The following is a 22049-nucleotide window of genomic DNA, read 5'->3' on the forward strand; positions in this document are numbered from 1 at the left end:
ATGGCCGGTTCGCCGGCGTTCGGCAAGGGCCGGCGCGCGCGGGCATAATCCCCGGTCCGGCCCGCGCCCCGCGCGGGCCGTCCGCTTCGCACGCCGCCCACGACAGGGCCGGCCATTACAGGGGACGAGCCGCATGGCCCGCATCATCGCCGTCGCCAACCAGAAGGGCGGGGTCGGCAAGACCACTACCGCGGTCAACCTGGCCGCCGCGCTGGCGCGCACGCCCAAGCGCGTGCTGCTGGTCGACCTGGACCCGCAGGGCAACGCGACCATGGGCGCGGGCGTCAACAAGCGCGAGCTCGAGGACTCCGTCTGCGAGGTGCTGCTGGGCGAAAGCGAGGCCGCCGCCGCCCGCGTGCGCACGCCGGAGGACTTCGACCTGCTGCCGGGCAACATCGACCTCACCGCGGCCGAGATCCGGCTGATGAACGAGGACGACCGCGAGCAGCGCCTCAAGCGCGCGCTGGCGCCGATCGCCGACGACTACGACTTCATCCTGATCGACTGCCCGCCGGCGCTGTCGCTGCTGACCATCAACGCGCTCACCGCGGCGGATTCGATCATCGTGCCGATGCAGTGCGAGTACTACGCGCTGGAGGGCGTCAGCGCGCTGCTGGACACCATCGAGGGCATGAAGGCGCGGCTCAACCCGCGGCTGGAGATCGAAGGCGTGCTGCGCACCATGTTCGACGTGCGCAACAACCTCGCCAACGCCGTGTCCGCCGAGCTGACCAACCACTTCGGCGACCGCGTGTTCCGCACCATCGTGCCGCGCAACGTGCGCCTGGCCGAAGCGCCCAGCCACGGCCAGAGCATCGTCGGCTACGACAAGGCCAGCCGCGGCGGCATCGCCTACCTCGGCCTGGCAGGCGAGGTGCTGCGCCGCCAGCGCGAGCGCGACCAGGCCAGCAAGCCGCCCGCTACGAAACCCACCGCACAGGAGACCCCGGCATGAGCGCCGCCAAGACCGCATCGGCCGCCAAGAAGCGTGGCCTGGGCCGTGGACTGGAGGCGCTGCTGGGGCCGAAATCCGAAGCGCCGGCGCTGGAAGCCGCGCCCGGCGACACCCTGCATTCGCTCCCCGTCGATGCGCTGACCGCCGGCAAGTACCAGCCACGCAAGCACTGGGACGAGGACAAGCTGGCCGAGCTGGCCGAGTCGATCAAGGCCCAGGGCGTGATCCAGCCGATCGTCGTGCGCGAGATCGCCGACCACGGCGGGCGCACCTACGAGATCATCGCCGGCGAGCGCCGCTGGCGCGCCAGCAAGCAGGCCGGCCTGGCCGAAGTGCCGGTGGTGGTGCGCGAGGTCGACGACCGCACCGTGGTCGCCATGGCGCTGATCGAGAACATCCAGCGCGAGGACCTCAACCCGCTGGAAGAGGCGAACGCTCTGCAGCGGCTGATCGACGAGTTCGACCTGACCCACGCACAGGCCGCCGAGGCGGTGGGCCGCTCGCGCGCGGCCGTGTCCAACCTGCTGCGCCTGCTGGAGCTGCCGCCGGCCATCCGCGCGCTGGTGGAGTCGCGCCGGCTGGAGATGGGCCACGCCCGCGCGCTGCTCACCCTGGCCCCGGAACTGGCCGCCAAGCTGGCCGCCGATGCCGCCGAGCACGGCTGGTCGGTGCGCGAGGTCGAGCACCGCGCCCAGCAGTTCGCCTTGGGCAAGGTACCCGAGGGCAAGCGCAGCAAGCCGGCCAAGGCCAAGCCGCAGGCCGATATCGTCAGCCTGGAGCGCGAGCTGGCCGAGTCGCTCAACACCAAGGTCAACGTGCTGCACGGCCGCGGCGGCAAGGGCCGCCTGGTGATCCATTACAGCGACCTGGACGCCCTGGACGGCGTGCTGGAGAAGCTGCGCGGCCCGGCCGCCTGAGCCACCCGCGCGGCGACCCGCGCGATCCAGGCCCCGCGCCGGGGCCAAGTGCTTGCCGGCAAAGGAAAAGCGCCGCATAATGCGCGGCTCGCTGCGTCCGGCTGCCCGTCAGGGCCGCCACCGGCGCGACCCGGAAACGCGATTCCGGGGCCGCCCGACGCATCCGCCTGATGCCTTCACCCGGCTTGCCGGACCCGCACCAGGGTTGTCTCCCGCATCGCGTGCCGCCCCGTGCGGCGGGGCCGCCGCCTCCCTGGCCAAGGGAAGCCCCAACATCCTTTCGAGGTGCACATGTCCCGAGTATGCCAAGTCACCGGCAAGCGAACGACGACCGGCAACAACGTCTCGCACGCCATGAACAAGACCCGCCGCCGCTTCCTCCCGAACCTGCATGAGCGCCGGTTCTGGGTCGCCAGCGAGAACCGCTGGATCAAGCTGCGTGTTTCCACCAAGGCCCTGCGCACCATCGACAAGAACGGCATCGACGCCGTGCTCGCCGATCTCCGCGCCCGCGGCGAAAAGATCTGAGGAGGACTGACCGATGGCTTCCAAGCGCGACAAGATCCGCCTGATTTCGACGGCCAACACCGGCCACTTCTACACCACCGACAAGAACAAGAAGAACACGCCGGGCAAGATGGAGATCAAGAAGTACGATCCCGTCGTCCGCAAGCACGTGATCTACAAGGAAGGCAAGATCAAGTGACGTTCTGACCCGTGCGCTGCGCGCACGGCATTGTCAGAACGTCATGCCGGCGAAAGCCGGGATCCAGAGCCCGCCTCAAGGCGGGCTTTGCTTTTCCAGAGTTCGCAACGCGAACGCCTGTGTCACTGCGTCATCCCGGCGAAAGCCGGGGTCCAGAGCCCGCCGCAAGGCGGGCTTTGCTTTTGTGGACTCCCCGTCGCGAACGGCCGTGATTACGGCATTGCGCTACCGACTTGATAGCGAACGCCTGCGCGTCAGTGCGAACCTGGATTACCTGCGTGGTGCGCGGTCTGTGGCCGGGACTTCGACGCCCCAGCTCCCATGGTCGCAACCACATGGTCACCGATCGTGTGCCGCCGACAGGCAATCCTCCGATGTGTTATCCGGCTTGTGGACCGGTATATGGAGCCAACACGCCAACCTGTCTGGCCGCTGAGCATTCAGCCGGCGCACACGAAACAACCGCTCCGCCTCGACATCGCCATGACTGGGTCGCCCGCATCCTGAGCGCCCCGTCAACGCCAATGCCAGTCCGATGCGCAGCACGCCCTCCTCCGCCCACCCACGCCACTGGCTCACCTGCTGTGCAGGCGAATGCCTTTGGACCTGCGTGGCCGCGCTGGCGTCAATCGGATTGCTGGCCGTGTTCGTGCTGGTCTTCGAAGCCCGGCTCGACATCGATGCCCTGCGCCAATCCTTCTTTGCCCCGGTCAACGTGGTGCGGCTCGTGGTCCTTACTGCGTGCCTGGCGTTGTGGGGGTACATTGCCCGCATCATCCGCACCACGCCAGGCGAGCGTGACCGGAGCAGGCAGCGCGTCCGGAGTCTGCATACGGGATCGACGCACGCACACTGACGCAACGCTCCGAATTTTCAGCGGCGCTCCCGGCCGCGGCGAGAGCCGTCTGCCGAACACCGCCCGCTGTCAGTGCCACGCCTACTAGCGAGCTAGCGAGACTCAGGCATTACGCCGCTCGCTGACCAGCGACCCCACCACGGACGGATCTGCCAGCGTGGACGTATCGCCCAGTTGCTCCGGGGCGTTCTCGGCGATCTTTCGCAGGATGCGCCGCATGATCTTGCCGCTGCGGGTCTTGGGCAGGCCGGGCGCCCATTGCAGGTGGTCGGGCGTGGCGATCGGGCCGATCTCCTGGCGCACGTGGGCCACGAGTTCCTTGCGCAGGTCGTCGCTGGCCGTCTCGCCGGCCACCAGCGTCACGTAGGCATAGATGCCCTGGCCCTTGATGTCGTGCGGGAAGCCGACCACCGCGGCCTCGGCGACCTTCGGGTGCGAGACCAGCGCGCTTTCGACCTCGGCCGTGCCGATGCGGTGGCCGCTGACGTTGATCACGTCGTCGACGCGGCCGGTGATCCACCAGTCGCCGTCGGCGTCGCGCCGAGCGCCGTCGCCGGTGAAGTAGCGGCCCGGGTACGTGCGGAAGTAGGTGTCGATAAAGCGGCCGTGGTCGCCGTACACGGTGCGCATCTGGCCCGGCCAGGAGTCGGTCAGCACCAGGTTGCCCTCGGCCTCGCCCTGAAGCGTGTGGCCGTTGGCGTCGACCAGCGCCGGTTGCACACCGAAGAACGGCGTCGTCGCCGAGCCGGGCTTGAGGTGGGTCGCGCCTGGCAGCGGGCTGATGAGGATGCCTCCGGTCTCGGTCTGCCACCACGTATCGACGATCGGGCACCGCGATTCGCCGACGACTTCGAAGTACCACCGCCACGCCTCGGGGTTGATCGGCTCACCCACCGTGCCGAGCAGGCGCAACGAGGCGCGCGACGTCGCCTGCACCGGCTCCTCGCCCTCGCGCATCAGTGCGCGGATGGCAGTGGGCGCGGTGTAGAACACGGTGACCTTGTGGCGGTCGACGACCTGCCAGAAGCGCGAGGCATCGGGGAAGTTGGGGACGCCCTCGAATACCAGCGCGGTCGCGCCGTTGGCCAGCGGCCCGTAGACGATGTAGCTGTGGCCGGTGACCCAGCCGACGTCGGCGGTGCACCAGTAGACGTCGTCCTCGCGCAGGTCGAACACGCACTCGTGGGTGTAGCTGGCATAGACCAGGTAGCCGCCGGTGGTGTGCAGCACGCCCTTGGGTTTGCCGGTGCTGCCGGAGGTGTAGAGGATGAACAGCGGGTCCTCGGCGTTCATGCGCTCGGGCTCGCAGGCATCGGCTTGGCTGTCGACCACCGCGTCGAACCAGCGGTCGCGCGGCATCTGCATGTCCACCGCGGCACCGGTATGGCGCACCACCAGCACCGTCTCCACCGAGTTGGTGCCGGGCAGCTTCAATGCGGCATCGACGTTGGCCTTGAGCGCGATGCGCTTGCCGCCACGCAGGCCTTCGTCGGCGGTGATGATCAGCTTGCTGCCGCAGTCGGCGACACGGTCGGCGATCGACTGCGGCGCGAAGCCGCCGAACACCACCGAGTGGACCGCGCCGATGCGCGCGCACGCCAGCATCGCCACCACCGCGTCCGGGATCATCGGCAGGTAGATCGTCACCCGGTCGCCCTTGCGCACGCCCAGCGCGCGCAGTGCGTTGCCCAGCCGGCAGACGCGCACGTGCAGCTCGCGGTAGCTGATGGACTCGGCTGGCAGGGTCGGGTCGTCGTGCTCGAACAGCAGGGCGGTCTTGTCGCCGCGTGTGGCCAGGTGCCGGTCCAGACAGTTGACGCTCGCGTTGAGCTCGCCGTCGGCGTACCAGCGGATGTGGAAGTCGGCCAGCTCGAAGCTGGTGTCCTTGATGACGGTCGGCGGCGTCATCCAGTCCAGACGCTGGCCGATGCGTGCCCAGAAGCGCTCCGGGTCACGCACCGATTCCTCGTAATCGCGCCGGTAGTCCTCGCGCGTGATGCGCGCGCGGGCGGCGAAGGCCGGGTCGACGGGATGGACGGCGGGCTGGGTCATGGCGCACTCCGTGAAGCGGTGGGGCTAGTCGGAGACCCAGTGTGCCGCACGGCGCCGACGACGGCATCGCCGGTTCGCACGGTGCGTCACGACGGTTGCGCGGGTGTGATGCCCGGGCCGGGACTCGAGGCCGGCCGTGCCGCCAAGCCATGCGGCTTAACCGTTCAGCTACTTCGTACAGGTTGCGACCGTCATCGACGTGCATGCAGGATGGCCGCGGGGGATCTGATGGCCTATCGAGTTTCGCTGGACACATTGCGCGGCATCATCGACGTGCGCTACTGGGACTGCGTCCCTGTCGAGCAGCGCCAGGCTGCATTCGAACAGACCAGCACCCTGCTGGCCGAGGGCGCGCCGCGGCGCATCCTGATCGATTTCAGCGGTGCGCGGCAGACGGCCGAACCGCTGTCGAGGGTCAGCGATTTCGCCTCGCGCCTGGCGGCGGACGAGGCGCTGCGGCAGTGCCGGATCGCCTTCATCGGCCCGGCATCCAGCCGCTTCAACATTGCGCTGGAAACACTGTCCAGCGCGCGCGGCTATGCCTTCCGGCGCTTCTTCGATCGCGAAGAGGGGTTGGCCTGGCTGCACGAGCGTGACCGTGCGCGGGTGCCACGGCAGGCCGGCTGACTACTGCGGGGGCGCGGCCAGCTCGCGCGCATCCAGCACGCCGTTACCGTCGAGGTCCTGCCGCTTGAACGCCGCGGCCAGCGTCGCCAGGTGCGCCTGCCGCGTCACCGCACGTCCTCGGCCGCCGGGCAGTTCACCGGGCGACAGGGTGCCGTCGCCATTGCGGTCCATGCGTTCGAACGCGTAGCCCATCCACTGCTGGTATTCGGCCAGCGACACGGTGGCGTTGGCGTCGGTGTCCATGCGCGCCAGGTAGTCGCCGGTGTCGCGCACCTGGGCCTGCACGAGGCCGGCGACCGCCAGCCACAGTGATGCGCCCAGCACACAACACCAGGCCCGTCGCGGACGGGCATGCGTCTGTCCCGGACACAAAAAACCCGCGCGGTGAGGCGCGGGTCGTTTGCGGTGCGATGCCGTCACGGCAGGTGCCGGTCAGGCGCGCGCCGGTGCCAGCGCGTAGCCCTTCAGGCGTTGCGAGAACTGCTCCAGCGACTTGATGCCGCTGGCCTCGGCTTCCGCGCACCACGCATGCAGGCGCTGCAGCGTGGCCTGGGCGTCGTGCGAACGGTCGTCCAGCACCTGCGCCAGGCGCTCGCGGAACTGCGCCAGCGTCGCCATCTTCGGACGCTCGGCGATCCACGCCTGCAGGCGGGCCCGCTTGTCGTCGTCCAGCCAGCGGCCGCCGTCGGCCAGTGCCTTGCGCAGCGGGCGCGGCAGCCTGTCGTTGGTGGAGCGCAACGTCGGCAGGGTGACGCCGCGGTAGTAGTCGGTCATGGCCTGGAAGCGGATCGCCAGCAGCGCCTTGAGCGTTTCGCCGTCCGGCATGGCGATGTTCGGGCGCACGTCCAGCGACGGCGCCACGCGCAGCACCTTGGCCAGGCCGACCTTCTCGAACAGCTTGATGGTGCTCCAGCCGATGTCGAACTCGAACTTGCGCAGCGCGAACTTCGCCGAGCTGGGGAAGGCGTGGTGGTTGTTGTGCAGCTCTTCGCCGCCGATCCAGAAGCCCCACGGGGTGAGGTTGGTCGAGGTGTCGGCGCTCTCGAAGTTGCGGTAGCCCCACCAGTGGCCCAGGCCGTTGACCACGCCGGCGGCCCAGAACGGGATCCACGCCATCTGCAGCGCCCAGATCGCCACGCCCGCCGCGCCGAACAGCGCGAAGCTGATGAACAGCAGCAGGGTCGGGCCCAATGTCGCGTGCGGGGTGTAGAGCTTGCGCTCGATCCAGTCGTCCGGGCAGCCCTTGCCGTATTTCTCGATGGCGTCGCGGTCGCTGCGCGCCTCGCGGTAGAGTTCCACGCCGCGCCAGAACACGGTCTTGATGCCCTTGACCTGCGGGCTGTGCGGATCCTCTTCGGTCTCGCACTTGGCGTGGTGCTTGCGGTGGATCGCCGCCCACTCGCGGGTGATCATCGACGTGGTCAGCCACGTCCAGAACCGGAACACATGCGCGATGGCCGGGTGGAAGTCGACCGAGCGGTGCGCCATCGAACGGTGCAGGTACAGCGTCACCGAGAAAATGGTGAGCTGGGTGGCGACCAGGAAATAGATGACGAGCGTGCCGAGGCTGGCTTGCACCAGGCCGCCGGCGAGGAAGTCGATCAGGGAAGCGGGCATTGCGTACTCCGGAGCGGATGGCGACCGGCTTCACGCCAGGTCCACGCACGATGATGCCACCGCTGGCCCACCGTTCGCGCGGGTATGGAGGTGGGGTCGTTCAGCTGCGACCGCAAGCGCGGCGGGCATCACGGGCGCCTCTGCGTGTTCACCAAGGAGGCCACGACGCGCGGAAGCCGGCGTTACCGCCGTCGATGCCGCCGCTAAGCTGGCGCGATGCCCGAACTGCCCGAAGTCGAAACCACCCGCGCCGGCCTGGCGCTGCACCTGGTCGGCCGCACCGTCGTGTCCACCACGTTGCGCCGGCCGGACCTGCGCTGGCCGATCGCGCGCGAGGTCGTCGACCGCCTGCCCGGCCACCGCATCGAGGGCGTGCGCCGCCGCGCCAAGTACCTGCTGGTCGACAGCGCCGCCGGCAGCGCGCTGCTGCACCTGGGCATGTCCGGCAGCCTGCGCGTGCTGCCCGGCGACACGGCCGTGCGCGCGCACGACCACGTCGATTTCGCGCTCGACGACGGCCGGGTGCTGCGCTTCAACGACCCGCGCCGTTTCGGCTGCCTGCTGTGGCAGCCGCCCGGTGAAGTGCACCCACTGCTGGCGGGGCTGGGGCCGGAGCCGCTGTCGGCAGCCTTCGACGGCGACTACCTGTTCGCGTTGTCGCGCGGGCGCAGCGCGCCGGTCAAGGCGTTCCTGATGGATCAGCGGGTGGTGGTCGGGGTGGGCAACATCTATGTCGCCGAGGCGCTGTTCGCCGCGGGCATCTCGCCGCTGCGGCCGGCCGGGCGCATCTCGCGCGAACGCTACGCACGCCTGGCCGAGGCAGTGAAGGCGATCCTCGCCTACGCCATCACCCGCGGCGGCACCACCCTGCGCGACTTCATCAGCCCGGACGGGGCGCCCGGCTACTTCGAGCAGGAGCTGTCGGCCTACGGCCGCGGCGGCGAGCCGTGCCCGCGCTGCGGCCGCGCGCTGCGGCAGGCGACCGTCGGCCAGCGCGCCACGGTGTGGTGCGGCCACTGCCAGCGCTAGCGGCTGCGCGACCCGGCGCCGGCACGTTCCGTGCCAACCGAGGGGTGTGGCCGGATGGCGTTTCACCGTCGCAACGACGCGCTATAGTCCGCGCAATCGCCACGGGGGACACGATGGCTGACACCGCCGAGATCACGGTACTGCTGGATGCAGCGCGCGACGGCGACCGCGGCGCGCTCGATCGCGTGCTCGCGACGCTCTACCAGGAACTGCACACCATGGCCCGCCGGCAACTGGCCGGGCAGCACGGGCACACGCTCGATGCCACCGCGCTGGTGCACGAGGCCTACCTCAAGCTGATCGGCCGCCGCGAGGCACAGTTCGACGACCGCGCCCACTTCTTCGCCTATGCGGCCTCGGCCATGCGCAGCGTGGTGGTGGACTACGCCCGCCAGCGCCTGGCGCAGAAGCGCGGCGGCGACCTGCACCGCGTCACCGACCTGCCAGAGGACCTGGAAGGCGGCGTGCGCCTGGACGAGGAAACCCTCGGCCTGGACACCGCCCTGACCCGGCTGGCCGCGGTCGACCAGAAGCTGGCGCAGGTGGTGGAGCTGCGCTATTTCGCCGGCCTCTCGGAGCTGGAGATCGCCGCGCTGCTCAAGCGCTCCGAACGCAGCATCCGCCGCGACTGGCAGAAGGCCCGGCTGTTCCTGCTGGCCTCGCTCAAGGACGCCTGACCGGCGAGCGCTGGATGGACGCCGAGCGCTGGCAACGGCTGTCCCCGCTGCTCGATGCGCTGTTCGAGCTGGACCCGCCGGCGCGTGAGCGGCGGCTGGCCGAATTGCGCGACGAGGACGCCGGACTGGCGGCCGAGCTCGAGGCGCTGGTCGCGTTGGAGGAGGGCAGCGAGGACTTCCTGTCCAAGCCCGCGGTCTCGCCGCTGGCCGGCCTGCACCCGGGCCAGGAAATCGGGCCGTACCGGTTGGACCGGCAGATCGGCGAGGGCGGCATGGGCCAGGTGTGGCGCGCCTCGCGCGCCGACGGCCTGTACGAGCGCCGGGTCGCGCTCAAACTCCTGCGTCCGGGCCTGGCCGACACCAACCTGCGGCTGCACTTCACCCGCGAGCGGCAGATCCTGGCGCGCCTGGCGCATCCCAACATCGCGCGCCTTCTGGATGCCGGCGTCACCGGCGACGGCCAGCCGTACCTCGCGCTGGAGTACGTCGACGGCCGGCCGATCACCGACTACTGCCGAGAGCACGACGTGCCGCTGGATGCGCGGCTGCGCATGTTCGCGCAGGTGTGCGACGCGGTCAGCCACGCCCACGCCAACCTGATCGTCCATCGCGACCTCAAACCGTCCAACATCCTGGTGACGCCGGCGGGCGACGTCCGCCTGCTGGACTTTGGCATCGCCAAGCTGCTCGACGGCGAGCCGGCCGCACCGGAGCACACCGGCACCGGCGTGCGCGCGTTCACCCTGCACTACGCCGCGCCCGAGCAGATCCGCGGCGAACCGGTGAGCACGATGACCGACGTGTATTCGCTGGGCGTGGTGCTGTACGAGCTGCTGACCGGCTGCAAGCCGTACCGGCCCGAGCGCACCAGCGACGCCGCGTGGGAGGAAGCGATCCTCACCGGCGACGTGCCGCGGCCGTCGCAGGCGGCATTGCAGGGCACCGACAGCGGGGTCGGCTCGACGCCGTCACGCAAGCGCGCCCGGGCGCTTTCCGGCGACCTGGACAACATCGTGCTCAAGGCGATGGCGCGTCGCCCCGAGCAGCGCTACCCCTCGGTGGAGGCGATGTCGCTGGACCTGCGCCGGCATGCCGCCGGCCGGCCGGTGCTGGCGCGGCCGCAGAGCGTGGGCTACCGCGTGCGCAAGTTCGTGCACCGCCACCGCTGGGCCGTCGCCAGCGGATCGCTCGTGGGCGCGGTCGTCGCGGTCGCACTGGCCAGCGTCGCCTGGCAGGCACGCGAGGCGGTAGCCGAGGCCAGCCGTGCACAGGCAATGCAGGACTTCATGGTCGGCCTGTTCGAGAGCGCACGCGGACACGGCGAGGCGGGGCCGCTCGACCTGCGCGACCTGCTCGACACCGCGGTGGAGCGTGGCAACCGTCAGCTGGCGCGGCAGCCGCGCGCGCGCGCCGAACTGCTCGGCGTGGTCGCGCGCGTGCGCACCGGCCTGGGCGACTACGACCAGGCCGCGCAGTTGCTCGAGCGCCAGGCACTGATCGTGGACACGCTGGACGACATTCCCGACGGCCTGCGGCTGGAGTCGCTGACCCAGCGCGGCCGCGTGCACCGGCTGCGTGGCCAGCCGCAGGCCTGCATCGAGCTGATGGCGCCGGCACTGCGCTTCGCCCGCGGCGAACAGTCGCAGCTGCCTGCGCAGGCGGCCGAGTTCAAGTCGCAGCTGGGCCGCTGCTACCGCGCCACCGGCGCCCGGCAACAGGCGCGGCAGCTGTTCGAGCGGTCGCTCGTGCTGCGCAATGGCGCCGACGGCGATGCGCTGGGCGAGGTGGAGAACCGCATGGACCTGGCCGGGCTGGAAGCCGACGCCGGACGCCTGCAGGTGGCCTTGAAGGGGTTCGAAGACGCCCGCGCGCAGCTGACCCGTGAAGTCGGCGATCGCCACGGGCTGATGGTCGAGATCCGCCACAACCTCGGCCGGCTGCATCGCGCGCTGGGGCAGATGGATGCGGCCGAACGCGAAGTGCGCGGCGCGCTGGCGGTGGCGCTGGCGGTCGACGGGCCGGCGCATCCGTCGACCCTGGCGGTGCGACGCGAGCTGGCGTCGATCCTGATGCAGCGCGGGCAGCTGGCGGCCGCCCGCATCGAACTGGAGGAAACCCACCGGCGCCTGCTGGCCCGGTTGGGGCCCCACCACGTCGACCTGGCCGGCAGCCACGCGCAACTGGCGCAGCTGGCGCACGAGCAGGGCAACACCGCGGCCGCGTTGGCGGCGTCCCGACAGGCACTGGCGATCGCCCGCACCAGTGGCGACCCGCTGCGTATCGCCGAGGCCGAAACCAGCCTGGCCGCGCTGTTCGCGGACGACCGGCCTGCGCAGGCGCGCGAGCTGCTGTTGCAGGCGCGTGCGCGTCGCGTGCGCGCGCTCGGCGACGGGGATGCGAAGGTCGCGTCAGTGGACATGCGCCTGGGCGCGGTCGAGTTCGACCTCGGGCTCCGGGACGCCGGCCTGGCGCGGATGCGCAGCGCCCTGCCGGCATTGTCCGACGCCCACGGCACTGCGCATGCCAAGACCTGGCGCGCCACGCTGGCGCTGGCATGGCGCGCGGCGCTGGCGGGCGACGCGAAGGCCGCGACCACGGTGGCGGCGATGGCGCAAAGCCCTGCCACCGTGGCCGACGACGACCTGCGTCGCGTCACCTGGCGCGCGCGCGCCTACGACGGCGATCTCGCCTGCCGCAATGGCCGGCCCGATGCCGGCGCGCGCGTGCTCGCCGTGCTTGCGAGCGAACTGGAACAGGCCCAGCCCGAAGGCGGCGTGCTGCGTCGTGATGTCACCGAATTGCAGCGCGCGTGCGATGCGCAGGCATCGCGGGTGGCCGCAGGTCAGGGCTGACGCTGCGGCAGGGTGAGGCTGCCGCGGCCTACAACGGCAGCGGGGGCTGCAGCGGGTCGATCCGCCCCTCGCCCCGCATCACCGCCTTGAACTCCGCGCGCGATACCGACACGTAGCGCTCGTTGCCGCCGATCTCCACCTGCGGCCCGGCCTGCACGGCGCGGCCGGCTTCGTCGACGCGCACCGTCATCGTTGCCTTCTTGCCGGTGTGGCAGATCGTCTTGATCTCGGTGAGCTCATCGGCCCACGCCAGCAGGTAGCGGCTGCCCTCGAACAGCTCGCCGCGGAAGTCCGTGCGCAGCCCGTAGCAGAGCACCGGGATGCGCAACGCATCGACCACCTCCGACAGTTGCCACACCTGGCTGCGCGACAGGAACTGCGCCTCGTCCACCAGCACGCAGTGCAACGGCCCGTGTGCGGCAATGTCCGCGCGCACCCGCGCCTCCAGGTCGTCATCGGGCCCGAAGCCGACGGCCTCGGCGCTCAGCCCGATACGCGAAGCCACGGTACCGCTGCCGGCGCGGTGGTCCAGCGCCGGCGTCAGGATCGCCACCCGCATCCCGCGCTCGCGGTAGTTGTGCGCCGACTGCAGCAGTGTGGTGGTCTTCCCGGCATTCATCGCCGAGTAGTAGAAGTAGAGCTTGGCCATGGGGCAATTCTAGGCGGGCGGGTGGTGGGGACTACAATGCGCGGCCGCCACGCCCCGACGCCCCATGCACGGCCTCAATCCCCCCCAACGCGAAGCGGTCCTGCACACCGACGGCCCGCTGCTGGTGCTCGCCGGCGCGGGCAGCGGCAAGACCCGGGTGATCGTGGAGAAGATCGCGCACCTGATCGCGTCCAACCGGATGCCGGCCAAGCGCATCGCGGCGATCACCTTCACCAACAAGGCGGCCAAGGAGATGCGCGAGCGCGTCGCCAAGCGGATCAAGGGCGATGCCGCCGACGGGCTGACGATCTGCACCTTCCACGCGTTGGGGCTGAAATTCCTGCAGATCGAACACGCCAAGCTCGGGCTGCGGCGCGGGTTTTCGATCTTCGATGCCGACGACACCGCTGCGCAGATCAAGGACCTGCTGGGCGCGGGCGCGAAACCCGATGCGCTCGACAGCGTGCGCAACCTGATTTCGCGCGCCAAGAACGCCGGCCTGTCGCCCGAGCAGGCGATGGCCGAGGCGCGCAGCCCGCGCGAGGTCGACGCCGCCACCATCTACGCGCTGTACCAGGCGCGCCTGTCGACCTTCAATGCGGTCGATTTCGACGACCTGATCCGCCTGCCGGTGCAGCTGCTGGAAAGCGACGAGGACTGCGCGCTGGGCTGGCGCGAGCGCATCGGCTACCTGCTGGTGGACGAGTCGCAGGACACCAACGACGCGCAGTACCGGCTGCTCAAGGCCATCGCCGGGCCGCGCGGGCTGTTCACCTGCGTGGGCGACGACGACCAGTCCATCTACGCCTGGCGCGGCGCCAACCCCGACAACCTGCTGGCGCTGGGGCAGGACTATCCGGCGCTGCGCATCGTCAAGCTCGAGCAGAACTACCGGTGCTCCAACCGCGTGCTGCGCGCGGCCAACGCACTGATCGCGCACAACCCGCACGAGCACCCCAAGACGCTGTGGTCCGACCAGCCCGACGGCGAGCGCATCCGCGTGTGGGAGTGCCGCGACTCCGCGCACGAGGCAGAGAAGGTCGCCGCCGAAATCCAGTTCCTGGGCACCGCCAAGCAGGTGCCGTGGGGCGAGATCTGCATCCTGTTCCGCGGCAACCACCAGAGCCGCGCGCTCGAGAAGGCGCTGCAGCTGCTGCGCGTGCCCTACCACCTGACCGGCGGCACCGCGTTCCTGGACCGCGGCGAGGTCAAGGACGTGCTGGCCTGGCTGCGGCTGGTCGCCAACCCGGATGACGACGCGGCGTTCCTGCGCGCGGTGCAGTCGCCCAAGCGCGAGGTCGGCGCGACCACGCTGGCGAAGCTCGCCGAACTGGCGCAGCAGGCGGGCATGCCGATGTCGCGCGCAGCCGAGTCGGTGGGCGCGCTCAAGCAGCTCGCGCCGCGTGCGGCCAATGCGCTGGACGGGTTCGTGTCGATCGTGCGCGGCCTGCGCGAGGAAGCCCGGCGCATCCCGGTGTCGGAACTCGTCGGCGTGCTCGCGCAGCGCAGCGGCCTGTTGCAGTCGATCCGCGCGCAGTGCAAGGACGAGGCGTCCTACCAGCGCCGCAAGGCGAATCTCGACGAGCTGGCCGACTGGTTCGATGGCGCCCGCGGCGGCGGTCCGGGCGAACTGGCCGCGCAACTGGCGCTGCTGTCGCACGCCGACAAGGGCGAGGCCGGCAACCAGGTGCGGCTGATGAGCCTGCACGCGGCGAAAGGCCTTGAGTTCCGCTGCGTGTTCATCGTCGGCGTCGACGATGCGACGCTGCCGCACGAGGCCAGCATCGAGGAAGGCCGGATCGACGAGGAGCGCCGCCTGCTGTACGTGGGAATCACCCGCGCCAAGCAGCAGCTGTGGCTTTCGCACTCGAAGGAAACCCAGCGCTGGGGCGACCGCATCCGGCTCAAGCCCAGCCGCTTCATCGACGAGCTGCCGGCCGACGAGATGCAACGCGACGGCGCCGACCCGGTGGCCGATGCGGCCCGCAAGCAGGAGCGCGCCAGCGCCGGGCTGGCGGCGATCCGGGCCATGCTCGACGCCTGAGTCACCTGCAACGGGGCGGTCGCGGGGCTCGGCTACACTCGCGGGCCGTTTACCGACCGGCACGATCGACCGATGCGAACCCTGTTGCTGCCCCTGCTCGTCCTGACCCTGCCGCTGGCCGCGTGCAAGCGCACCGACACCGTGCCGGTGCCGGAACCGGCGGTCGCCGCCGCGTCCACGGCCTCGCCGGCCTCGGCCGAAACCGCGAGCGGCGCCGACGACAACCTCAACGCCGTGCTGTGGGTGCAGACCTCCACCGAGTACGAGGCGCTGACCACGCAGACCTACCGCGCCGCGGCCGACCACCTGGAGAAGGCGCTGGCCGAAGCCAACTGGGACGCGCTGGTGCCCGACGAGCGCGCCAACGCCGCCGACGGCCTGCCGCCGGCAGTGATCCTGGACATCGACGAGACGGTGCTGGACAACTCGCCGTACCAGGCCCGCCTGGTGCACAACGGGCAGGAGTACGACGAGGTCACGTGGGCCGAGTGGGTGGCCGAGAAGCGCGCCGAACCGGTGCCGGGCGTGGTCGATTTCGCCAAGGCCGCCGAGGCCCGCGGCGTCACCCTGCTGTACATCTCCAACCGCGCCCAGCACCTCAACGAGGCCACCTTGGCCAACCTTCGCGCCGTCGGCCTGCCGGTGAAGGACGACAGCGTGTTCCTTGGCCTGGGCCGGGTGGTGGAGGGCTGCGAGCAGGACGGCAGCGAGAAGAACTGCCGCCGCCAGTGGGCCGGCCGCCACTACCGCGTGCTGATGCAGTTCGGCGACCAGCTGGGCGATTTCGTGCAGGTCGCCGTGAATACGCCCGAGGGCCGCGCGGGGCTGATGGAGGACTACGGGGACTGGTTCGGCGAGCGCTGGTGGATGCTGCCCAACCCGACCTACGGCTCGTGGGAGCCGGCCGCGTTCAACAACGACTGGACCCAGCCGCGCGCGCAGCGACGCGAGGCCAAGCGCGCCGCTTTGGAACTTGCGCGCTGATCATCGCTAATAAAATCAGCGGGTTGGGGCGATCAACTTAAGGTGTTGCATCAACTTCCGGGGGCGGTTAGGCTGCCCCCGTCCGGCCAGTCCGGAACCGAGCCACAACTGATGTCCTCCGGCCCCGCGCCGGCTTGCAGGAGGCCCACGCGGCCTCCTTTTTTCTTGCCCGGCGGGCCTCGATCCGCGACCGGGTTGGCTTGCTCCCATGGGAAGGGGCCTCCAAGATGCGGCTCCGGACCGGCGCTGCCCGTGTCCCGCCGCCGTGCCGTCCATCGCCGCGCGGCCCGTTCGAAGGGGAGGTGCACTTGAAGGGGATCATCCGCCACGCCGCGTGGGCGGCCGTGCTGCTGGGCGTCGTGCTCGCCGGTTGCCGGCCCGCGCCCGAAGGCCCGCCGCCCGAGCCGGTCGCGACACAGCCGGTGCAGGCGGTCACGATGCTGGCCGAGGCGCTGCGCCGGGACGACCTGGTCGCCTACGCCCGCCACGCGCTGCCGCCCGAACTGCACACGCGTATCGAAGGGCGTTGGCGAAAGGGCGCCACGATCTGGCCGCTCAGCGAGCTGCCCCTGCACGCGCAGGTGCCGGCCATGCTGGCGGCGCTGGCCGCACCGGATTCGGAACAGGTGCTGATGGAGAAGTACCGCGCGCAGTTCGCCGGCGCGCACGGTGAGCTGCGCTCCACCGCCGCCGCCCTGGGCCTGTTCGCCGCCCAGTACGTGCAGGGCGAGCCGCGCTACAGCGACAGCGAGCGCGACCACTACGTGCAGACCATCGCCGCGCTCGGTCGTTGGGGCCAGCAGGCCCCGCTGGGCGACCCGGAGCGCGCCCAGGCCCTGCTGTCGACGCTGGCGCCGGCCGCGCGTGCCACGGCGCTTCATGAACCGGGCGCGTTCGCCCGCGCCGGCATGGTCGACAGCCTGACCCGGCTGGCTCCCTTCGCCGCCGCCTTCAAGCAGGTGCTGGCCGGGCAGTACGGCCTGGACCTGGACGCGGCGCTGGATAGCGTTCGAGTTGAAGAGACCGCCCGCACTGGCGACCAGGCACGCGTGCGGCTGCGCTACACGCTGGCCGGTACCGACGTCGACACCGAACTGCGCGTGGAGCGTCGGGGCGACCGCTGGTACCTCACCGACCTGCTGCGCCATGCGCAGGACCAGGCGGGGGCGGCCGGCCCCGCGAAGCCCGCCACCACCGAGCCGGCTGGCGTGGCGCCCGCGGGCTGACGGCCCGGGCGCTGCTGGCGAGGCGGCATAATGGTGCGGATGCCCAACCAGACGCCCCTGCCGTTCCCCGAAGGCCCGACCGGCCCGGGGCCTGACGACCCGCAGCGTCCGGCCGCGCCCGACGCGGGCGTGGAGGCGCCATCGGGCACCGCGGCGCCGGCCTCCATCGAAGCGGGCGACGGTGAAGCGACCGGCCCGGCGGGGAACTTGGCCTCCGGCGAGGCCGTCGCCGCAGACGCCATCGCTGCCGCTGCCGATGCCGACCCCGATCCCGGGGCGCACCATCCCGAGGAGGGCGCCCCGCCGCACGACCCCGACCAGCCCGAGCTGGCGATGCCGGCGCCCCCGCGCGAGCCGCTGGCCCGTCCGCGCGTCGGCGCCGCGCGACGCCCGTGGTGGGCGCGCCTGCTCGGCCAGCTGATGAAGCCGTGGGTCAGCCTGACCATCGAGCCCGAACAACCCGGCCAGCACGACGACGGCCGCCCGGTCTGTTACGTGCTGGAGGACTACGGCATGTCCAACGCGCTGATCCTGGAGCGCGCGTGCTTCGAGGCTGGGCTGCCGTCGCCGTTGCAGCCATTGCCGGGCGACCCGCTGGGGCGCAAGCGCGCCTACGTGGCGCTGTCGCGGCGCAACACCGGTGGCGCGCTCGCGCCGCTGTCGCCGCTCAATCCGGGCCCGCCGTCGGCCAAGACGCATTCGGGATCCCTGGCGCGCCTGCTCGACGCCCACCGCGACGACCCGGCGCTCGACGTGCAACTGGTCCCGGTCTCGATCTTCGTAGGCCGCGCACCGGACAAGACCAGCGGCTGGTTCTCCGTGCTGTTCTCGGAAAACTGGGCGCTGGTGGGGCGCTTCCGCCGGCTGCTGGCGATCCTGCTCAACGGCCGCAACACCGTGGTGCGCTTCGCCCCGCCGGTGTCGCTACGCGGCGTGATCGACGAAGGCCTGCCGCCCGAGCGCACCGTGCGCAAGCTCTCGCGCGTGCTGCGTACGCACTTCCGGTTGATTCGCGCGACCGTCATCGGCCCGGACCTGTCGACCCGCCGCCTGCTGGTGGACCAGGTGCTGGGCGCGGCGTCGGTGAAGGAGGCGATCGCCGAGGCCGCGCGCCGCGACGGCACCGACCTCACCGAGGCCTGGCGCAAGGCCCACCGTTTCGCCTACGAGATCGCCGCCGACTACTCGCACCCGGTGGTCCGCTCGCTCAGTCTGATCCTCACGCCGATCTGGAACCGCATCTACCGCGGCGTGCTGGTGCACCACCTGGAGCGCCTCAAGGAGGACGCGCCGGGCCACGAGGTCGTCTACGTGCCCTGCCACCGCAGCCACATGGACTACCTGCTGCTGAGCTACCTGCTGTACTCGCGCGGGCTGGTGCCGCCGCACATCGTGGCCGGCATCAACCTCAACCTGCCGGTGGTCGGTACGGTGCTGCGCAAGGGCGGCGCGTTCTTCATCCGCCGCAGCATCCGCGGCAGCGCGCTGTATTCGGCGGTGCTCAGCGAGTACGTCGCCCAGCTGATGGCCGGCGGCTATTCGATCGAATACTTCGTCGAGGGCGGGCGCTCGCGCACCGGCCGGCTGCTGCCGCCCAAGGGCGGCATGGTGTCGATGACCGTGCGCGGCTACCTGCGCCAGCCCACCCGCCCGGTGCTGTTCCAGCCGGTCTACGTCGGCTACGAGAAGCTGATGGAAGGCAACAGCTACCTGGACGAGCTGTCGGGCAAGCCCAAGGCGAAGGAGTCGATCTGGCAGCTGCTGACCGGCATCCCCAAGGTGCTGCGCTCGAACTACGGCCAGGTCGTGGTGAACTTCGGCGAGCCGATCCGCCTGAGCGAGGTGCTGGCCGAACGCGCACCCGAATGGGACGGCCGTCCGGTGCCCGACGAGGAGAAGCCGGCGTGGCTGTCGGATACCGTCGACGCGCTGGCGCAGCAGATCCAGGTCAACGTCAACCGCGCCGCCGACGTCAATCCGATCAACCTGCTCTCGCTCGCGCTGCTGTCCACGCCCAAGCACGCCATGGGCGAGGGCGACCTGCTGGCGCAGATCGCGCTGAGCAAGACGCTGCTGGCCGAGCTGCCGTACTCCGACCGCGTCACCGTCACCCCGCATACGCCGCAGGAGATCGTCGCGCACGGCGAGGAGATCGGCGTGCTCTCGCGCATCCGCCACCCGCTGGGCGACGTGCTGGAGGTGGCCGACGACGACAAGGCGGTGCTGCTGACGTACTTCCGCAACAACGTCGTGCACCTGTTCACCTCGGCGTCGTGGATCGCCTGCTGCTTCCAGCACAACCGCCGCATGAGCCGCGGCGGCGTGCTGCGGCTGGGCCGCAGCGTGTACCCGTTCCTGCAGTCCGAGCTGTTCCTGCCGTGGGACGAGGACACGTTCGTCGAGCGCGTCTCGCGCACCATCGAGGTGTTCATCCGCGAGGGCCTGCTGGAGCAGGTCAGCGACGAGGACGGCGGCATCCTTTCGCGCAATGCCGGTCAGAGTGATGAGGTGTTCCGCCTGCGTGCGATCGGCCACTCGCTGCAGCAGGCGTTCGAGCGCTATTACATCGCCATCTCCGTGCTGGCCAAGAACGGCGCCGGCACCCTGACGGCGTCGGAACTGGAAGGCCTGTGCCAGCTGGCGGCGCAGCGCCTGAGCCTGCTGTACGCTCCGGCCGCGCCGGAGTTCTTCGACAGGACGCTGTTCCGCGGCTTCATCCAGAAGCTGCGCGAACTGAAGCTCGTATGGCCCGACGCCAACGGCAAGCTGGCCTTCGACCAGCGGCTGGAGGCGTGGGCGCGCGACGCCAAGTTCATCCTCGGCCGCGAGTTGCGCCACAGCATCGAGAAAGTCAGCCCGGAAGCAGTGAAGCCGGCCGCCCCGGCCGCGGCTGAGGCCGATACGGGCGACCGACCGGCGGCCTGATCCACCCGCGCGGGCCGTTCTACATTTCGAGCTGAAGGAGGTGGGTGCCTCCTTGCCGTGCGCGAGGCGCGCCAAGCCCTCTGCCGTCATCAAGCGCTACGCCGTCATCCCGGCGAAAGCCGGGATCCATCTTGACCTTCGCGTCGTAGCGGTCCGATTCAAACGACGCAAGGCTTCGCCTTGCGAATGAGGCCCGGGACGCGCACCCCGTTCGAGCTACGCAACGTTTGGAACCACATCGCAGCTGACGGCTTGCAGTCGGGTACCGACCGAAGCGCCGGCGCACACGGGAGCCCACGATGTCCCGGTCGATGCCGCACCTCGCGCCCTCCGCGCGTCCGTCCCGCTCCAGCCGTGCGCTGGTCGAGTCGCTGCTGGCACGCGCCGACATCCGCATCGACGGCGCGCGCCCGTGGGACATGCAGGTGCATGACGCGGCGGTCTTCGACCGCATGCTGGCGCAGGGCAGCCTCGGGCTCGGCGAGTCCTACATGGCGGGGGCATGGGACTGCGAGCGGCTGGACGGCTTTTTCGAGCGCCTGCTGCGCGCGCGCCTGCACCGGCAAGTGCAGCCGGCGCGGATGGCCTGGCATGCGCTGCGGGTCCGGCTGTTCAATCGCCAGCGTGGTGAGCGGGCCTGGACCGTGGGCCAGGCGCACTACGACCTGGGCAACGACTTCTACGCGGCGATGCTCGATCCGTGGATGGCCTACTCGTGCGGCTACTGGGCCGAAGCCGACACGCTGGAGGCCGCGCAGGAGGCCAAGCTCGACCTGGTCTGCCGCAAGCTCGGCTTGCTGCCCGGGATGCGCCTGATGGACATCGGCTGCGGCTGGGGCAGCCTGATGGCATTCGCGGCACGGCGCCATGGCGTGTCATGCATCGGCGTCACCGTCTCGCGTGAGCAGGCCGCGTTCGCGCGCGAGCGCCACGCCGACCTGCCGATCGAAGTGCGGCTGCAGGACTACCACGACCTCGACCCGGCCACGCTCGGCGGCCGCGTGGACCGCATCGCCAGCATCGGCATGTTCGAACACGCAGGCCGCCGCAACCACCGCGCCTTCATGCAGGTGCTTGAGCGGTGCCTCGCCCCGGACGGCCTCGCGCTGCTGCACACCATCGGCCGCAACCGCCGCGATGCCGTGCCCGACCCGTGGATCGACAAGCACATCTTCCCCAACGGTGACCTGCCGTCGCTCGGCCAGATCGGCGATGCGATCGACGGCCTGCTGGTGGCCGAGGACGTGCACAACTTCGGCGCCGACTACGACCGCACGCTGATGGCGTGGCACGCGAACTTCGAGGCGGCGTGGCCTCGCTTCGCCGCGCAGCTTGGCGAGACGTTCCACCGCAAGTGGCGCTACTACCTGCTGTCCTGCGCCGGTGCGTTCCGCGCCCGTGAATTGCAGCTGTGGCAGTGGGTGCTGTCGCCGCGCGGCGTGCGCGGTGGCTGGCGGCGGCCTCGCGGCTCGTGACCTGTAGGAGCGGCTTCAGCCGCGAATGGCTCCCCGCTGCGTCTGGAGTCCCTGTAGGAGCGGCGTAAGTCGCGACCACGTGGGGTCCCGGGGATTCGAATCGCGACTTACGTCGCTCTACAACGAAAGACATTGCCCGATCGGATCGCGGCTGAAGCCGCTCCTACGAGGACGCGACTCAGGCGGGGGTGTCGGGGATCAGTGCCGACTCGAGGCGAGCGATGCAGTCCTTCAGCCACAGCTTGCGCTTCTTCATGCGCTTGAGCGTCAGCTCGTCGTTGGGGTCGGCGTCCAGCAGCGCGAGGCGGGCGATCGCGGCGTCGAGGTCGCGGTGCTCCTGCCGCAGTTCGGTCAGGCGTCGGGTCACTGCCGCGGGATCGTCGCTCTCGTGCATGGCGGCGAGCTTAGCGCGCGGCCGTGGCCGCCGTCAGCGCACCGGGCAGGCCGTCGCGCCGCAG

The 22049-nt window shown here is 70.7% G+C and carries 19 protein-coding genes; 14 read left to right on the forward strand and 5 right to left on the reverse strand.

What is annotated here, in order from left to right:
• Positions 1 to 133 precede the first annotated feature (133 nt).
• From K6753_RS00880 to K6753_RS00900, 5 genes are all read left to right on the forward strand, one after another.
• Positions 134 to 955 (forward strand): ParA family protein, encoded by an 822-nt coding sequence (locus tag K6753_RS00880; RefSeq protein ID WP_223674302.1) that lies wholly within the window; start codon positions 134 to 136, stop codon positions 953 to 955.
• Complete coding sequence (locus tag K6753_RS00885; RefSeq protein ID WP_223674303.1) at positions 952 to 1872, forward strand: ParB/RepB/Spo0J family partition protein; 921 nt, start codon at positions 952 to 954, stop codon at positions 1870 to 1872. Before K6753_RS00880 ends, K6753_RS00885 begins: the two co-directional genes overlap by 4 nt.
• A gap of 291 nt (positions 1873 to 2163) precedes the next feature.
• On the forward strand, positions 2164 to 2400 hold the full coding sequence (gene rpmB / locus K6753_RS00890) for a 50S ribosomal protein L28 (protein ID WP_223674304.1): 237 nt from the start codon (positions 2164 to 2166) through the stop codon (positions 2398 to 2400).
• A 13-nt stretch (positions 2401 to 2413) separates the two neighbouring features.
• Positions 2414 to 2578, forward strand: coding sequence for a 50S ribosomal protein L33 (gene rpmG, locus K6753_RS00895; protein ID WP_057945843.1), 165 nt, complete (start codon positions 2414 to 2416; stop codon positions 2576 to 2578).
• Between the two features lie 610 nt (positions 2579 to 3188).
• The gene (locus tag K6753_RS00900) at positions 3189 to 3434 is read left to right on the forward strand and encodes a hypothetical protein (RefSeq protein WP_223674305.1); all 246 of its coding nucleotides are present in this window, start codon (positions 3189 to 3191) and stop codon (positions 3432 to 3434) included.
• A gap of 102 nt (positions 3435 to 3536) precedes the next feature.
• Here the strand turns inward: K6753_RS00900 and acs are convergent, their stop codons facing one another.
• The gene (gene acs, locus K6753_RS00905) at positions 3537 to 5486 is read right to left on the reverse strand and encodes an acetate--CoA ligase (RefSeq protein ID WP_223674306.1); all 1950 of its coding nucleotides are present in this window, start codon (positions 5484 to 5486) and stop codon (positions 3537 to 3539) included.
• A gap of 228 nt (positions 5487 to 5714) precedes the next feature.
• Here acs and K6753_RS00910 point away from each other — a divergent pair, with 228 nt between their 5' ends.
• On the forward strand, positions 5715 to 6113 hold the full coding sequence (locus tag K6753_RS00910) for a hypothetical protein (protein WP_223674307.1): 399 nt from the start codon (positions 5715 to 5717) through the stop codon (positions 6111 to 6113).
• Here the strand turns inward: K6753_RS00910 and K6753_RS00915 are convergent, their stop codons facing one another.
• Complete coding sequence (locus K6753_RS00915; protein ID WP_425492029.1) at positions 6114 to 6437, reverse strand: EF-hand domain-containing protein; 324 nt, start codon at positions 6435 to 6437, stop codon at positions 6114 to 6116. It abuts the gene before it with no gap.
• A gap of 108 nt (positions 6438 to 6545) precedes the next feature.
• A complete protein-coding gene (locus tag K6753_RS00920) occupies positions 6546 to 7730 on the reverse strand; it encodes a DesA family fatty acid desaturase (RefSeq protein WP_223674308.1) in 1185 nt (394 codons plus the stop codon).
• A 216-nt stretch (positions 7731 to 7946) separates the two neighbouring features.
• Here K6753_RS00920 and mutM point away from each other — a divergent pair, with 216 nt between their 5' ends.
• The 3 genes from mutM (at position 7947) to K6753_RS00935 (ending at position 12288) form a co-directional block, all read left to right on the forward strand.
• Positions 7947 to 8759, forward strand: a complete 813-nt coding sequence (gene mutM / locus K6753_RS00925) for a bifunctional DNA-formamidopyrimidine glycosylase/DNA-(apurinic or apyrimidinic site) lyase (protein WP_223674309.1) — start codon at positions 7947 to 7949, stop codon at positions 8757 to 8759.
• A gap of 113 nt (positions 8760 to 8872) precedes the next feature.
• Positions 8873 to 9436: an ECF-type sigma factor gene (locus tag K6753_RS00930; RefSeq protein ID WP_223674310.1), complete on the forward strand. Its 564-nt coding sequence runs from the start codon at positions 8873 to 8875 to the stop codon at positions 9434 to 9436.
• Between the two features lie 14 nt (positions 9437 to 9450).
• Positions 9451 to 12288, forward strand: a complete 2838-nt coding sequence (locus K6753_RS00935; RefSeq protein ID WP_223674311.1) for a serine/threonine-protein kinase — start codon at positions 9451 to 9453, stop codon at positions 12286 to 12288.
• Positions 12289 to 12316: 28 nt separating this feature from the next.
• Here K6753_RS00935 and K6753_RS00940 read toward each other — a convergent pair whose 3' ends face one another.
• A complete protein-coding gene (locus K6753_RS00940; RefSeq protein ID WP_223674312.1) occupies positions 12317 to 12937 on the reverse strand; it encodes a thymidine kinase in 621 nt (206 codons plus the stop codon).
• Between the two features lie 64 nt (positions 12938 to 13001).
• On the opposite strand from K6753_RS00940, the gene K6753_RS00945 reads away from it, so the two are divergent.
• From K6753_RS00945 to cfa, 5 genes are all read left to right on the forward strand, one after another.
• Complete coding sequence (locus tag K6753_RS00945; RefSeq protein ID WP_223674313.1) at positions 13002 to 14981, forward strand: UvrD-helicase domain-containing protein; 1980 nt, start codon at positions 13002 to 13004, stop codon at positions 14979 to 14981.
• A gap of 72 nt (positions 14982 to 15053) precedes the next feature.
• A complete protein-coding gene (locus K6753_RS00950; protein WP_223674314.1) occupies positions 15054 to 15965 on the forward strand; it encodes a 5'-nucleotidase, lipoprotein e(P4) family in 912 nt (303 codons plus the stop codon).
• Positions 15966 to 16273: 308 nt separating this feature from the next.
• Positions 16274 to 17191, forward strand: a complete 918-nt coding sequence (locus K6753_RS00955; RefSeq protein ID WP_223674315.1) for a hypothetical protein — start codon at positions 16274 to 16276, stop codon at positions 17189 to 17191.
• A 30-nt stretch (positions 17192 to 17221) separates the two neighbouring features.
• On the forward strand, positions 17222 to 20116 hold the full coding sequence (plsB, locus tag K6753_RS00960; protein ID WP_223674316.1) for a glycerol-3-phosphate 1-O-acyltransferase PlsB: 2895 nt from the start codon (positions 17222 to 17224) through the stop codon (positions 20114 to 20116).
• Positions 20117 to 20427: 311 nt separating this feature from the next.
• Entirely contained in the window at positions 20428 to 21591 is a 1164-nt protein-coding gene (gene cfa, locus K6753_RS00965) for a cyclopropane fatty acyl phospholipid synthase (protein ID WP_223674827.1), read from the forward strand.
• Between the two features lie 178 nt (positions 21592 to 21769).
• Here cfa and K6753_RS00970 read toward each other — a convergent pair whose 3' ends face one another.
• Positions 21770 to 21985, reverse strand: coding sequence for a YdcH family protein (locus K6753_RS00970; RefSeq protein ID WP_223674317.1), 216 nt, complete (start codon positions 21983 to 21985; stop codon positions 21770 to 21772).
• Positions 21986 to 22049 lie beyond the last annotated feature (64 nt).

This window comes from Novilysobacter selenitireducens, from assembly GCF_020026895.1.
GTDB classification, from domain to species: domain Bacteria; phylum Pseudomonadota; class Gammaproteobacteria; order Xanthomonadales; family Xanthomonadaceae; genus Lysobacter_C; species Lysobacter_C selenitireducens.